Origin of the sequence: Romboutsia sp. Marseille-P6047 (assembly GCF_900604535.1) — a bacterium.
In the GTDB taxonomy this organism is placed as follows: Bacteria; Bacillota; Clostridia; order Peptostreptococcales; family Peptostreptococcaceae; genus Romboutsia_E.
Window position 1 is genome coordinate 23,208 of record NZ_UWOT01000015.1, and the last position, 13,271, is coordinate 36,478.

12 protein-coding genes and 1 pseudogene are annotated in these 13,271 nt (G+C 29.4%); 3 read left to right on the forward strand and 10 right to left on the reverse strand.

All coding sequences use genetic code 11. The features are described from left to right. Positions 1-56: 56 nt before the first annotated feature. Together EIH23_RS13290 and EIH23_RS13295 are read right to left on the reverse strand one after the other, a co-directional pair. The gene (locus tag EIH23_RS13290) at positions 57-728 is read right to left on the reverse strand and encodes an RluA family pseudouridine synthase (RefSeq protein WP_122640884.1); all 672 of its coding nucleotides are present in this window, start codon (positions 726-728) and stop codon (positions 57-59) included. Next, on the reverse strand, positions 728-1,600 hold the full coding sequence (locus EIH23_RS13295) for a class I SAM-dependent methyltransferase (protein ID WP_122640885.1): 873 nt from the start codon (positions 1,598-1,600) through the stop codon (positions 728-730). The genes EIH23_RS13290 and EIH23_RS13295 overlap by 1 nt, the downstream gene beginning before the upstream one ends. Before the next feature lie 196 nt (positions 1,601-1,796). On the opposite strand from EIH23_RS13295, the gene EIH23_RS13300 reads away from it, so the two are divergent. Both EIH23_RS13300 and EIH23_RS13305 read left to right on the forward strand, forming a co-directional pair. Next, complete coding sequence (locus tag EIH23_RS13300; protein WP_122640887.1) at positions 1,797-2,525, forward strand: DUF3298 and DUF4163 domain-containing protein; 729 nt, start codon at positions 1,797-1,799, stop codon at positions 2,523-2,525. A 131-nt stretch (positions 2,526-2,656) separates the two neighbouring features. After that, positions 2,657-2,842 carry a hypothetical protein gene (locus tag EIH23_RS13305; protein WP_122640889.1) on the forward strand — a complete coding sequence of 62 codons (186 nt, stop codon included), beginning with the start codon at positions 2,657-2,659 and terminating at the stop codon, positions 2,840-2,842. 45 nt (positions 2,843-2,887) lie between these two features. Here EIH23_RS13305 and carB read toward each other — a convergent pair whose 3' ends face one another. The 4 genes from carB to EIH23_RS13325 all read right to left on the reverse strand — a co-directional run bounded on the left by carB (position 2,888) and on the right by EIH23_RS13325 (position 9,099). After that, complete coding sequence (gene carB, locus EIH23_RS13310) at positions 2,888-6,094, reverse strand: carbamoyl-phosphate synthase large subunit (RefSeq protein ID WP_122640890.1); 3,207 nt, start codon at positions 6,092-6,094, stop codon at positions 2,888-2,890. 38 nt (positions 6,095-6,132) lie between these two features. Continuing rightward, on the reverse strand, positions 6,133-7,179 hold the full coding sequence (locus EIH23_RS13315) for a carbamoyl phosphate synthase small subunit (RefSeq protein ID WP_122640891.1): 1,047 nt from the start codon (positions 7,177-7,179) through the stop codon (positions 6,133-6,135). A 12-nt stretch (positions 7,180-7,191) separates the two neighbouring features. Beyond that, positions 7,192-7,908: an orotidine-5'-phosphate decarboxylase gene (gene pyrF, locus EIH23_RS13320; RefSeq protein WP_122640892.1), complete on the reverse strand. Its 717-nt coding sequence runs from the start codon at positions 7,906-7,908 to the stop codon at positions 7,192-7,194. 381 nt (positions 7,909-8,289) lie between these two features. Then, positions 8,290-9,099, reverse strand: a complete 810-nt coding sequence (locus tag EIH23_RS13325; protein WP_122640893.1) for a nitroreductase family protein — start codon at positions 9,097-9,099, stop codon at positions 8,290-8,292. 276 nt (positions 9,100-9,375) lie between these two features. On the opposite strand from EIH23_RS13325, the gene EIH23_RS13330 reads away from it, so the two are divergent. Then, positions 9,376-10,605, forward strand: coding sequence for an aminopeptidase (locus tag EIH23_RS13330; protein WP_122640894.1), 1,230 nt, complete (start codon positions 9,376-9,378; stop codon positions 10,603-10,605). A gap of 171 nt (positions 10,606-10,776) precedes the next feature. Here EIH23_RS13330 and EIH23_RS13335 read toward each other — a convergent pair whose 3' ends face one another. The 4 genes and pseudogenes from EIH23_RS13335 to EIH23_RS13340 form a co-directional block, all read right to left on the reverse strand. Beyond that, complete coding sequence (locus tag EIH23_RS13335; RefSeq protein ID WP_164489081.1) at positions 10,777-11,736, reverse strand: carbohydrate kinase family protein; 960 nt, start codon at positions 11,734-11,736, stop codon at positions 10,777-10,779. Positions 11,737-11,879: 143 nt separating this feature from the next. Next, positions 11,880-12,110 (reverse strand): cobalamin-dependent protein, encoded by a 231-nt coding sequence (locus EIH23_RS17025; RefSeq protein ID WP_330566295.1) that lies wholly within the window; start codon positions 12,108-12,110, stop codon positions 11,880-11,882. 15 nt (positions 12,111-12,125) lie between these two features. Then, entirely contained in the window at positions 12,126-12,317 is a 192-nt protein-coding gene (locus EIH23_RS17030) for a hypothetical protein (protein ID WP_330566296.1), read from the reverse strand. Between the two features lie 34 nt (positions 12,318-12,351). Further along, positions 12,352-13,227, reverse strand: a pseudogene (locus tag EIH23_RS13340) (homocysteine S-methyltransferase family protein). Positions 13,228-13,271: the final 44 nt, after the last annotated feature.

A 13,271-nucleotide genomic window follows, 5' to 3' on the forward strand; every position in this document is an offset into this window, starting at 1 on the left:
ACAGAATAATTATTCTGTCTTTATGTAGTACACAAAATAAATTTTATAAAGCCCTTTTATTTATCAAACAAATTCCATGGAAGTTCTTTTGGTGGCTCACAAATAAACTCCATTTTTTCTTTTGTTGTAGGATGATCTATTTCTATTTTATAAGACCATAGTGCAATTTGTTGCCCAATTTTATTTACATTTTGACCATATCTTTGATCCCCAAATAAAGGATGTTTCCTACTTGCAAATTGAACTCTTATTTGATGTGGTCTTCCAGTTTTCAAATCTATTTGAACCAAACTAAAATTATTTTTAACTTGTAAAGTCTCATAATTTAATTCAGCATTTTTAGAATCTTTATGATTCTTATTTACAACACTGACCATATTAGTTTTTTTATTTTTATAAAGATAATCTTTTAAAGTATCTTCTTTTTTATTCATAGCTCCATGTATAACAGCTCTATATGTTTTTTTAAAACTTTTGTTTCTAACTTGTTCTGATAATCTAGATGCTGCTTTTGAAGTTTTAGCAAATACCATTACTCCACCTACTGGTCTATCCAATCTATGTACTAATCCAATAAACACATTTCCTGGTTTATTATATTTTTCCTTTACATAGTTTTTAAGAAGGTTAACCATATCCTTATCATTAGTGTCATCACCTTGTGATAGTATATTCACAGGCTTTTCTACAACTAATAGATGGTTATCTTCATATATAACTTTTACCATTACTTACTCTCCCATCTTCCAAATATACCACATGGAAGAACTTTTCCATCTCTTGATGTTGGTATTCCTATTTCTCCACCATATATATTACCACCCTTAGCTTTTCTAGCTACTGTAGCATCTAGTATATGTTCTAATATTATTGGAGATAAACCTGTTGTATATGAGTTTATCAAGAAGAATAAAGGATTATCTGATAATACCTTAGTACATAAATCTACTAATCCATATAATTTTTCTTCTATTTGCCATACTTCTCCCTTAGGTCCTCTTCCATAAGATGGAGGATCCATTATTATAGCATCGTATTTATTACCTCTTCTTATTTCTCTTTCCACAAATTTAACAACATCATCTACTATAAATCTTACTTTTCTATCTCCAAGTCCTGATGTGTGTAAGTTTTCCTTCGCCCAAGTAACCATACCTTTAGATGCATCTACATGACAAACTTCAGCTCCTGCAGCTGCACATGCAACTGTAGCTCCTCCTGTATATGCAAAAAGATTTAATACCTTTATAGGTCTTCCAGCATTTTTTATCTTTTCCATAGACCAATCCCAGTTAGCTGCTTGCTCTGGGAATAAACCTGTATGTTTGAATCCTGTTGGGCTTATATTAAATTTTAAATTTTTATAACTGATAGTCCACTTTTCAGGATATTTCTTTTTAGTTTCCCAGTGTCCTCCACCTCTTTCACTTCTGTGGTAATGACCGTGTGGATTTTTCCATAACCCACTTTCATTTCTAATCGGCCACATAACTTGAGGATCTGGTCTTCTTAATACTATATTACCCCAACGCTCTAATTTCTCTCCGTTACCCATATCTATAAGTTCATAATCTTTCCATTTATCTGCTAATATTAACATTATATTCCTCCTGTCAAAAATTCTTTTTAATCTTCTGTATTATACCATATTTAGTTATATTTTCGCTCTTTTAAATAGTTTATATACTTTCATTTGCTTTCTTACAAACATTATTTTATTTATTTTATTATTAATAATTTAAATTTTCATCGCATATTATATTGTAATTGATAATCTAAATAAAGGGGGATTCTTTGTGTCTAATTCTCAACCCGCAAGTAATTGTCTGTATAATCTTATTTATACTGATTTCAATGAAGAGTTTTCTAGAGGCTCTACTTTTCACTACAATATTCAATATCCAGCTTTCTTTAATTTTAATACCGGATATTTCTTCGCAAATCCATCTATATTAAATAATATAAGTAATCTTATAAAAGAAGATGTTAATGATTTTAGAGATGGCCTTGCAAAAGAAGAACAGGATTATAACTCAACTGTAGCTGATAATAAACCTGAAGAAAAAAGAATTTATAGCGCATTTTCTAATTTTGCAGTTACCTTTAATAAAAATCATTTGCTTAGTGTTATTATCAATGTATTAGGATTTTCCGGAAATAATTTACCTAGGTACGATACATTGTATAACTATAATTATGATTTACTTACTGGAAATAAAATCGCTTTAAAAGATATATTTAATCCAGGTGTAGATTATATAAAAGTTATTACTGACTATGTAAATTATAAAATAAACCAGAATAAAGATTTATACTTTGAGAATGTTGAATTTTTTATTACTGATGATCAAGCTTTTTATCTTGAAAATGATGGGTTAGTAGTGTATTTTGATGCTGGTCAACTTGCAAAGGAAGAGTTTGGAACTTCTAAATTTAAATTAACATTTAGTAAATTTGCTCCATATATACATCCTAGATTCTATTGTGAAGGTACAAATCTCAAAAGAAGAATTTATAGGAGATAAAAATTTAGTCTATTTATATAAGTTAACCTAAAGACTGTAAGCTATAAAATAATTAATAGCTTATAGTCTTTAGGTATATTTTTTCTATTTATGTCCATAATTTAGATAAATATATTCTAGGGGGTATAAATATGATTGAATTAAATAGACAAAGTATAGTTGAAGGAATACTTGAATTACAAAGAGAAGAAGAATTTAAATTAAAAAGTGCTTTAAAATCAATAAAGCTTATATTAGACGAAGATGGAATTTCAGATTTTGATAAATTAAAATATATAAATTCTCAACTTAGAGATATAATAATGCTTAATATATAAAATGGCTACCTCATACTTAAGGTAGCTATTTTATATATCTAATATTTACTTTGCTATATCATAAACTTCTAATCTAGATTTGTTTATTTGCTTTTTCTTAACACCCACTAAAGCTTTTAATGTATCTAAAGATGTCATTACTTCAGTTGAGAACTCAGTTGCAGTTCTTCTTATTTTAAATCCATCTCTAGTTGAGTCATTACCTTTTGTAGGAGTATTTATCACTATATCAACTTGTTTATTTCTTATTGCATCTAATATATTTGGTCTAGATTCCTCTACTCTATTGACTACAGTAGCTTCTATTCCATTTTCTTCTAAACTCTTAGCTGTTCCTGATGTAGCCACAAATGTATATCCTAGTTCTTTCATATCTTTTGCTATTTCCATAAATTCAGCTTTATCATAATTATTTATAGTAGCAAGCACAACTCCTCTTTCATCAGACATTTGCTTTCCTGCACCTATAAATCCTTTATATAGCGCTTCTTCTAAAGTTTCCCCTACACCTAAAACTTCTCCTGTAGATTTCATTTCAGGCCCTAAACTTACGTCAACTCTAGATAACTTAGACATAGAGAATACTGGAACTTTAACTGATATTAACTTAGGCTCTTTATATACTCCTGTTCCATATCCTAAATCTTTTAACTTAGCTCCTAACATACATTGAGTTGCTAAATCAACAATTGGCACTTTACTTACCTTACTTATATATGGAACTGTTCTACTTGCTCTTGGGTTAACCTCTATTATATATAATTCCCCTTGGAATTCTATAAATTGTATGTTAACCATTCCAAGTACGTTAAGCTCTAATGCTATTTTCTTAGTATAGTCTAATATTTTAGCTTTTATTTCATCAGATACATTTTGGCTAGGATACATAGTTATACTATCTCCAGAGTGAACACCAGCTCTTTCTAAGTGCTCCATTATACCTGGTATTAATATTTCTTCTCCATCACAAATTGCATCTACTTCTATTTCTCTACCAGTTAAATACTTATCTATAAGTACTGGGTTTTTCTTATCTCTTTCAAATGCACTTTGTAAGTATGCTTCTAACTTATGCTCTTCATAAGTTATTTCCATACCTTGACCTCCAAGTACATAAGATGGTCTAACAAGTACAGGGTATCCTAATTTACTAGCTTCCTCTATACCTTCTTTAACTGACCATACAGCCTTCCCTTTCGGTCTATTTATATTTAATTTTTCTAATAATTCATCAAACTTTTCTCTATCCTCAGCTGCATCTATATCTGCAAAATTTGTACCTAGTATTGGTATTCTCTTTTCATCTAAGAATTTAGCTAACTTTATAGCTGTTTGACCACCAAATTGCAATATTACTCCATCTGGTTGTTCTTTTTCTATTATGTTTAATACTTCTTCCTCTGTTAATGGTTCGAAGTATAATTTATCAGATGTATCGAAGTCTGTACTTACTGTTTCTGGGTTGTTGTTAACTATTATAGTTTCTATTCCCATCTTTCTAAGTGCTTTAACACAGTGAACTGAACAGTAGTCAAACTCTATACCTTGACCTATTCTTATAGGACCAGAGCCTAAAACTACAACTTTTTTCTTGTCATTTACTACAACTTCATCATATTGCTCATAAGTTGAATAGTAGTATGGAGATAATGCATCAAACTCCCCACCACAAGTATCAACCATCTTATATGCAGGCTTTATGCTATATAAAGTTCTTAATTCATAAACTTTCTCTGGACTTATTTTCATTAAGTCAGATATCCCCTTATCTGAGAATCCTTTTTTCTTTAATTCAAGAAGATACTCTTTAGTTAAGTCCTCTATCTTCATTCCTTTTAACTTTTCTTCTTGCTCTACTATCCATTTGAATCTATTTATAAACCACTTATCTACACCAGTGATTTGTTCTATCATATCTATTTTGTAGCCTCTTCTTATCATTTCAGCTAAGTCGAATAGTCTTTCATCATCTGGTACTACTATACTAGCCTTTAATTCTTCTAAGCTCTTTTCTTCAGAAGGAGCATGAACTAATGAGTATTTTCCTATTTCTAGAGATCTTATACCTTTAAGCATAGCTGCTTCAAAGTTACTTCCTATACTCATTATTTCACCTGTTGCCATCATCTTTGTTCCTAACTTTCTGTTAGCTTGCTTAAACTTATCAAATGGCCACTTTGGTATCTTAACTACTACGTAATCAAGAGTTGGTTCAAAACATGCGTAAGTTTTCTTTGTTACTGCATTTTCTATTTCATCTAATGTATATCCTAAAGCTATTTTTGCTGCAACTTTAGCTATTGGATATCCTGTAGCTTTCGATGCAAGAGCTGAAGATCTTGAAACTCTAGGATTTATTTCTATTATTGCATACTCTAAACTATGAGGATTTAGCGCTATTTGAACGTTACATCCTCCTTTAACTTCTATTGCATTTATTATATCTATAGATGCTTTTCTAAGCATTTGATATTCTTTATCGCTTAAAGTCTGGCTAGGTGCAACAACTATACTATCTCCTGTATGCACTCCAACAGGGTCTATATTTTCCATGTTACATACTGTTATACAGTTTCCATTACCATCTCTTATTACTTCGTATTCTATTTCTTTCCAACCCTTTATACTTTTCTCAAGTAGTACTTGTTTAACTGGACTTAATTGTAAACCTTGAGTAAGTATTTCTGTTAATTCTTCAACGGTTTCAGCTATACCTCCACCAGTTCCACCTAATGTGTATGCAGGTCTTACAACTACTGGATATCCTATTTTATTTGCAAATTCTAATCCACTTTCTAAATCAGTTACTATATCACTTACTACTACTGGTTGATTTATTTGTCTCATTACTTCTCTGAATGTATCTCTATCTTCACCTTTTTTTATAGATTCAACAGATGTTCCTATTATTTCAACATTATACTTTTCAAGTATACCTGCTTCATGTAATTCAACAGCTAAATTAAGAGCAGTTTGACCACCCATTCCTGCTAATAAACTATCCGGTCTTTCTTTTTCTATTATTTTTTCTATAAATTCTATTGTTAATGGCTCTATGTATATATTATCTGCAATCTCTTGATCCGTCATTATCGTTGCAGGGTTACTATTTATTAATATAACTTCTACTCCCTCTTCTTTTAAAGCCTGACACGCTTGAGTTCCTGAGTAGTCAAATTCAGCCGCTTGACCTATTATTATTGGCCCTGATCCCAGTACTAATGTCTTTTTTATACTCTCTATTTTAGGCATAATCTTAATCTCCTTAATCTCTTAAATATTTATAACAACTATACTAATTCTAAGAATTTATCAAATACATAATCACTATCTTTTGGTCCAGGACAAGCTTCTGGATGATATTGTACGCTGTATATTGGTAATTCTTTATGTCTCATACCTTCCACTGTATTATCATTTAAGTTTATATGAGTAACTTCCATATTTTCTGGCATCTCACATACATAGTACCCATGATTTTGAGATGTTATAAATACTTTCCCTTCTTCTAAATCTTTAACTGGATGGTTCCCACCTCTATGTCCGAATTTAAGTTTTCCTGTTTTTCCACCTAATGTTAAAGCTAAAAGTTGGTGTCCTAAGCAGATTCCTACTATTGGCTTTTTACCTACTAATTCTTTTATATTTTCTATTACTTCTTCTAAATCTTCTGGATCTCCAGGCCCATTTGATAAGAATATTAAATCTGGGTTTATAGATAATACTTCTTCTGGCTTAGTTAATGCAGGGAATACTGTTACATCACAACCACGAGATGCAAATGATCTTAGTATATTTTGCTTAACACCAAAATCCATAACTGCTACTTTAGGTCCATTTCCTTCTATACGTTCTATTTCTTTTCTTGTTACTGTCTTTACTGCCTGTGTATTTGAGAAACTTTCTAACTTAGCCTTAACATCTTCTAATGAAGTATTTTCTAAAGTTATTATTCCTCTCATTGTACCGTTATTTCTTAATATCTTTGTTAAAGCTCTCGTATCTATCCCCTCTAAACCGATTACTTTATTTTGCTTTAAGTATGTATCTATATCCATTTCGCATCTAAAGTTATTAGGAGTGTCACTCTTTTCTCTTACTATAAATCCTTTTACATGAACACCTTTCGACTCAACATCTTCTAAATTTATTCCATAGTTTCCTATAAGAGGATATGTCATTGTAACTATTTGACCATAGTATGATGGGTCAGTTAAAACTTCACCATAACCTGTCATTGATGTATTGAATACTACTTCCCCTACGCTATCCTTTAAATATCCAAAGGCTTTTCCCTCAAATATCGTTCCGTCTTCTAATATTAATTTACCCTTCATTTAACCTACCCCCTAAGCATTTTCTATTTCATTTACTATTTTTTCAGCTGCTTTTCTTGGATTTTCTGCTTTAGTTATAGGTCTTCCGACAACTAAGTAGTGAGCTCCTCTGTTTATTGCATCAGCTGGAGTAACAACTCTCTTTTGATCTCCTACTTCTGACGATGCAGGTCTTATTCCTGGACAAACTGTCACGAAATCTTTACCACAAGCCTCTACTATCTTATCAACTTCTTGAGCTGAGCAAACTATTCCATCTATTCCTGCTTCCTTAGCTAACTTAGCTCTCTTTATAGCTAATTCTTCTGTATTCATGTTACATCCTATATCTTGTAAATCTTGATTGCTTAAAGATGTTAAAACTGTAACTCCAACTATTATTGGCTTTTCTATATTTAATTTTTCTGCTTCTTCTTTTGCAGCTAAAGCACACTGTCTCATACCTTCCATATCAGATACATGTATTGTCATTAACCATACCTTATCTCTTACTGCTGCTCTTACTGCACTTTGCATCGTATTTGGTATATCGTGAAACTTAAGATCTAAGAATACTTTTTTTCCTTTTTCATTTAAGTAATCTACTGTTTTTCCTCTTGTTGCTACATATTGCTCTAAACCAACTTTAAATATATCTACACTATCTTCTAACTTATCTATTAACTCTCTAGCTTTATCAAATTCATTAGTGTCAATTGCAACTATTAATTTTTCTTTACCATTTCTCATATGCCTTCTCCTTTTTAATAAAGCCTTTATCTAATAAAAAAGTCCTTATACCTATAAAGAGGTATAAGGACTCTATCTAAACTTAATTTTAAATCCATAATTAGTTTTTAGATATCTTTCTCAGCCTCTCTGGACTATTTTAAAAGACTTTATTCATTTTTTATTTTTATAAAAAAAACCTTTATCATCCAGATAAAGGGTTATAATGTAATCAAGTTTATATTATATAACCTTCTTAGACTCTCTGGACTAAATTTAAGGTGTATTTTATTTTTATTTAACTAATATAATGCTTAAAACTCTCTCTGGAGTAAATTAAAGCTTTATCTATTTTTCTTAAAACAATTATTACATTAAATTTAAAGTATGTCAACAGTTCTTTTATTCAATAGATTTATTTTCAATTATACTACAAATATAATTTTTGCCTCTTTTTTTCTTTAAATTTATTTTTTCAAACTTTACATCTATATTAAACCTTTCACATGCTAGATAAAAGTGTTTTAATGCTATACCCATACTTATTTTTGATTCGTTTACTATACCTTTTTTAGGCTTCTCTTCATATACATCAAATCCATAATCTTTAGCGTAAAATACCCATGGCTGGCTATTTTTAATAGAAGGAGCGAATCTAACTGCTTTAAGAACTTTAATCCACTTTTTATCAATTTTTTTACAAATCTTTTTTAATCTTTTTCTGTCTGGTTCTGAATTCATAGATTTAAAAAGCTTTTCTTCTTTTTCTGCATATCCAAATGCAATTATAACATATGGTCTCTCTAACTTCTGTTCATAATCTTCATCTTCAATATCTATGTCTTCAAAATTAATAAACTCTAGTACGTCCTCTCTCTTTAAATTAGATTGTATCCAGCATGTAGCTATTCCTAGAGATGTTAACCCTAACACAATCTCTTCTACTGCAAAACCGATATTTTCTAAATAATCTTCACCTTTATTAGATGTTATTACTATGTAATGAGGAGCTTTTATATCACATGATTTTCCCATTAAAAATTGAATTAAATGCCCTCTATCTATTACATGTGCTTTTATATTTGATTCTTCATTTAGATAAGTTATATTGCTACATAGACACTTAACTTCTTCCATTAATGATGATTTTATACTTTTATTTGAATAATTTTTTATAGATTTTCTATAAAAAATAGCATCATATAACTCCATCTATTTCCTCCTAACTTAACAATTTATTTTAAATTGCCTTACTTCATCGATTTATCTCCATTACTCTATTATAAATTCTTTTAAATATTTTTGTACATATATTTAATATAAAATCTATATTAATTTATATTATTTTTACCTATAAATATACACATTACTTATTATTATATAAATCAATTTAAAATAAGTATTTTTCTCTTAGTTATTCCCTAAAATATAAGTATGATATAATAAAATATATATAAATTTTACTTAACTTAACATTGGAGGTATTATATGGATTTTAATAAAAATTTAGATAAGTATGCTGAGTTAGCAGTTAAAGTTGGTGTTAATATTCAACCCGGTCAAGAATTGCTTGTTAGATCACCAATCGAGTGTGCTCAATTTGTAAGAAAAGTTGTTAAACATGCTTATGATATAGGTGCTAAAAATGTATATGTAGAGTGGTCTGATGAAGAATGTACTCTAATAAGATACTTAAATGCACCTAAAGAAGTGTTTAATGAATTCCCAAGATGGATAGCTGATCAATATGTTGATATTGCTAAAAAGGGAGGTGCATTTTTAAGTATTCATGCTGCTAACCCAGATTTATTAAAGGATGTTGATCCTCAAAGAGTTGCTAATTATCAAAAAGCTTCTGGATTAGCTTTAAAAGAATGGAGATCTTATACATTAACTGATAAGTGTAAGTGGAGTATCGTATCTGTACCTACTGAGGCTTGGGCAAAAAAAGTATTCCCTAATGTATCCTCAAATGAAGCTATAGATAAACTATGGGATGCTATATTTAAATGTTCTAGAGTTGATGGGCAAGATCCAATTAAAGCATGGAAAAAACATAATGATGATTTAAAACTAAGAATGGATTTCTTAAATGATAAAAACTTTAAAGTTTTAAAATTTAAATCTGAAAAAACTGATTTAACTATGGAATTACCAGAGGGTCATATATGGCTAAGTGGTGCTTCGGTTGACCCTAATGGAGTTAAATTTAATCCTAATATACCAACTGAAGAAGTATTTTGCTTACCTCATAAATTTAAAGTTAATGGAATTGTTTATAGTACAAAACCACTAGTTTATGGTGGAAATGTTATAGATAATTTTTCCTTAACATTTAAAGATGGTAGAATAATAGACTATACTGCTAAAAAAGGTTATGAGACATTAGGAAAGCTTATAGAAACAGATGAAGGTTCTCATTATTTAGGTGAGGTTGCTTTAGTTCCATTTAAATCTCCTATATCTGATACTAATATAGTATTCTTTAATACCTTATATGATGAAAATGCATCTTGTCATTTTGCAATAGGTTCTGCATATAAGACTTGTATAAAAAATGGTGATAATATAAAAGATGAAGATCTTGATAAGTACGGAATAAACGATAGTTTAACTCATGTTGATTTTATGATAGGTTCTTCTGATATGAATATTATTGGTGAAACAAATAATGGAGATACTATACAAATATTTAAGGATGGAAATTGGGCTTTCTAGTAAAATATCTATATATAAAAAAATAGGCTAAGTTATAAAAACTTAGCCTATTTTAACTTTGTTGACGACAAAATTTTATATTAATCTATCTATATTATAATATAGATTAATTTCTAATACTAGGTTTATTGTACTTAAATTATATATAATTTATTCGATTTAGTAAAATCTTTATTTATCAAATTTTACTTCACTCCAAATTATATCATTTACGTACTTTTGAACTAAATCAAATCCCATCTCTGGATGAATAGTTTCTTCTGTAGATATAGTTATTGTAGACATTGATATAGCAAACTTTAGTGTATCTATTAAGTTGCACTTGTTAGCATATCCATATGCTATACCTGCTACAAATGAGTCTCCTGCACCTGTAACGTTTACAACATTTACATCATTAGCTTTAATTTTACCTTCTTCTACTCCATTATTGTAGTAGATTCCATCTTCATCTAATGTTATAAATACATTTTCTATACCTAAGTCGATGAAGTATCTTCCTGCTTTTCTTAAGTCTTCATCATTTTTTATTTTCATTCCACACATTATTTCAGCTTCATATCTATTTGGCTTTATTGTATGGAAGTATTTTATTAAATGTTTTACTTCTTTTGCTTTAGCCGCTGATACAGGGTCTAATATAAACTTAGTGTTTCCACTAAAGTTCTTTAATATATATTCTACTATATCAGGTCTATCTGAATCTAGTATCATATATTCGGCGTTTCTTATTATATCAGCCTTAGAATCAATAAATTCAGTTGTAAATTTATCTATTATTTTCATGTCTACTACTGCAGACACCATTTCTCCGTGCTCGTCTAAAACGGCCATATAAGTAGGTGTATGTCCACCTTCTATAATTAATGAATTACTCATATCATAGTTCATTTGCTTAGAATGTTCTAGCATTGCTTTACCAGCTTCATCATCACCTAGGATAGATATAAACTGAGTATTAACTCCTACCCTTGACATACATTCAGCTATATTTCTACATACTCCTCCGAATGATGTCCTTACTTTTCCTGGGTTAGAATCATTACATCTATAGTTACTATCTGTAAATCCACATATATCAAAAACTGATACTCCGAAAACTAATGTATACCTTTGGTTATTTTCCATCATATCTTTTCGTACCCTCCCTAAGAATCACCTTCCCATTTTATCACATTCTTATGCTTTTTTTCTACATTTTTCGATTTTAAATTTCATTTATACAGATTTTTACAAAAAAAATAAGGGTTAAACCCTTATTTTTTTATTTTAAGTTAAAAACTAAGCTTTGCTATCTCAACTGCTGATTTTGCATCTTTTGAATAATAGTCTGCACCTATATTCTTAGCATATTCTTCTGTTAAAACAGCTCCACCTACAAAAACTTTTGTATCTATTCTATTTTCTCTTAAAACTTTTATAGTATTTTTAAGTGTTGTAGTCATAAATGCACTTAATCCTACAAGTTTTACATTATATTCTTTAGCTTTTTGTACAATATCCATTATAGGTACATCTTTTCATGAATCCATGACCTTATATCTATAATTTACTAACATTATCTTAACTATATTTTTTCCTATATCATGAATGTTACCTTGTACTGTTGCTACAATTATTTTTCCTTTTGATATATTATTTTTATTTTCTTTTAATAAATGATCTTTAATTATATTTAAAGAAAATTTTACTGTTTCAGCTGATTTAATCAATTGAGGTGGAAATATCTACCCTAATTTTTACTTTTTACCTATTGTATCTAATGTTGGATTTATAATCATTTTTTGTTTTATGTAATTTTATATTGTTAATATTGTCACATATCTCTTTTATAAATTTTGGACTTGTTCCACAACATCCACCTATAATTCTAACTCCTAGCCTTATAAAAACTTCTACTCCTTTATAGAAATCTTTTTCATTCATATTATAATATGCTTTACCATCTATTATATTTGGCAATCCTGCGTTAGCTTTAACTATTACTGGAACTGTTGCTATTTTAGTTATCTTCTCAATTATAGGTATAAGTTTTTTAGGGCCTAAAGAGCAATTAACTCCTATTGCATCTACACCTAAGCTTTGAATAGTTTCAACCATACTTTCTGGTGTACATCCTGTAAAGCTTCTTTCATCTTCATCAAAAGTCATTGTACAGAATATTGGTAACTCACTATTTTCTTTTGCTGCTAAAACTGCTGCTTTTGCCTCATATAGATCCATCATTGTTTCTATTATAATTAAGTCTACCCCTGACTTTACCCCTTGTATAACTTGCCTTTTAAATATTTCATAAGCTCTATCAAAGCTTAATTTACCCGTAGGCTCTAACATTTATCCTATCGGGCCTATATCTAGTGCTACAAATCTAGGTTTAGAGTTATCTGCTTTTTCAATAGCCATCTTAGCAATTTTTATAGCACTATCTAAAACTTCTTCAACTGTATATCCTAATTTATCTAATTTTAATTCATTTGCTCCAAATGTATTTGTTGTTATTACATTAGATCCTGCATCTAGATACATCTTATGGATTTTCATTAGTACTTCTGGATTTTTTAAGCCAAATAACTCTGGATTTTCTCCTATTTCTAATCCATTTTGTTGGAGCATAGTTCCCATTGCTCCATCAAATATTAATATATTATTTTTAATATAATCTTTAA

What these genes read in the sequence shown, in the direction of transcription:
- EIH23_RS13290 (WP_122640884.1), bottom strand. Translation starts at nt 728, where the DNA reads ATGGTAAAAGTTATATATGAAGATAACCATCTATTAGTTGTAGAAAAG.
- EIH23_RS13295 (WP_122640885.1), bottom strand. Translation starts at nt 1,600, where the DNA reads ATGTTAATATTAGCAGATAAATGGAAAGATTATGAACTTATAGATATG.
- EIH23_RS13305 (WP_122640889.1), top strand. Translation starts at nt 2,657, where the DNA reads ATGATTGAATTAAATAGACAAAGTATAGTTGAAGGAATACTTGAATTA.
- carB (WP_122640890.1), bottom strand. Translation starts at nt 6,094, where the DNA reads ATGCCTAAAATAGAGAGTATAAAAAAGACATTAGTACTGGGATCAGGG.
- EIH23_RS13315 (WP_122640891.1), bottom strand. Translation starts at nt 7,179, where the DNA reads ATGAAGGGTAAATTAATATTAGAAGACGGAACGATATTTGAGGGAAAA.
- pyrF (WP_122640892.1), bottom strand. Translation starts at nt 7,908, where the DNA reads ATGAGAAATGGTAAAGAAAAATTAATAGTTGCAATTGACACTAATGAA.
- EIH23_RS13325 (WP_122640893.1), bottom strand. Translation starts at nt 9,099, where the DNA reads ATGGAGTTATATGATGCTATTTTTTATAGAAAATCTATAAAAAATTAT.
- EIH23_RS13330 (WP_122640894.1), top strand. Translation starts at nt 9,376, where the DNA reads ATGGATTTTAATAAAAATTTAGATAAGTATGCTGAGTTAGCAGTTAAA.
- EIH23_RS13335 (WP_164489081.1), bottom strand. Translation starts at nt 11,736, where the DNA reads ATGATGGAAAATAACCAAAGGTATACATTAGTTTTCGGAGTATCAGTT.
- EIH23_RS17025 (WP_330566295.1), bottom strand. Translation starts at nt 12,110, where the DNA reads ATGGATATTGTACAAAAAGCTAAAGAATATAATGTAAAACTTGTAGGA.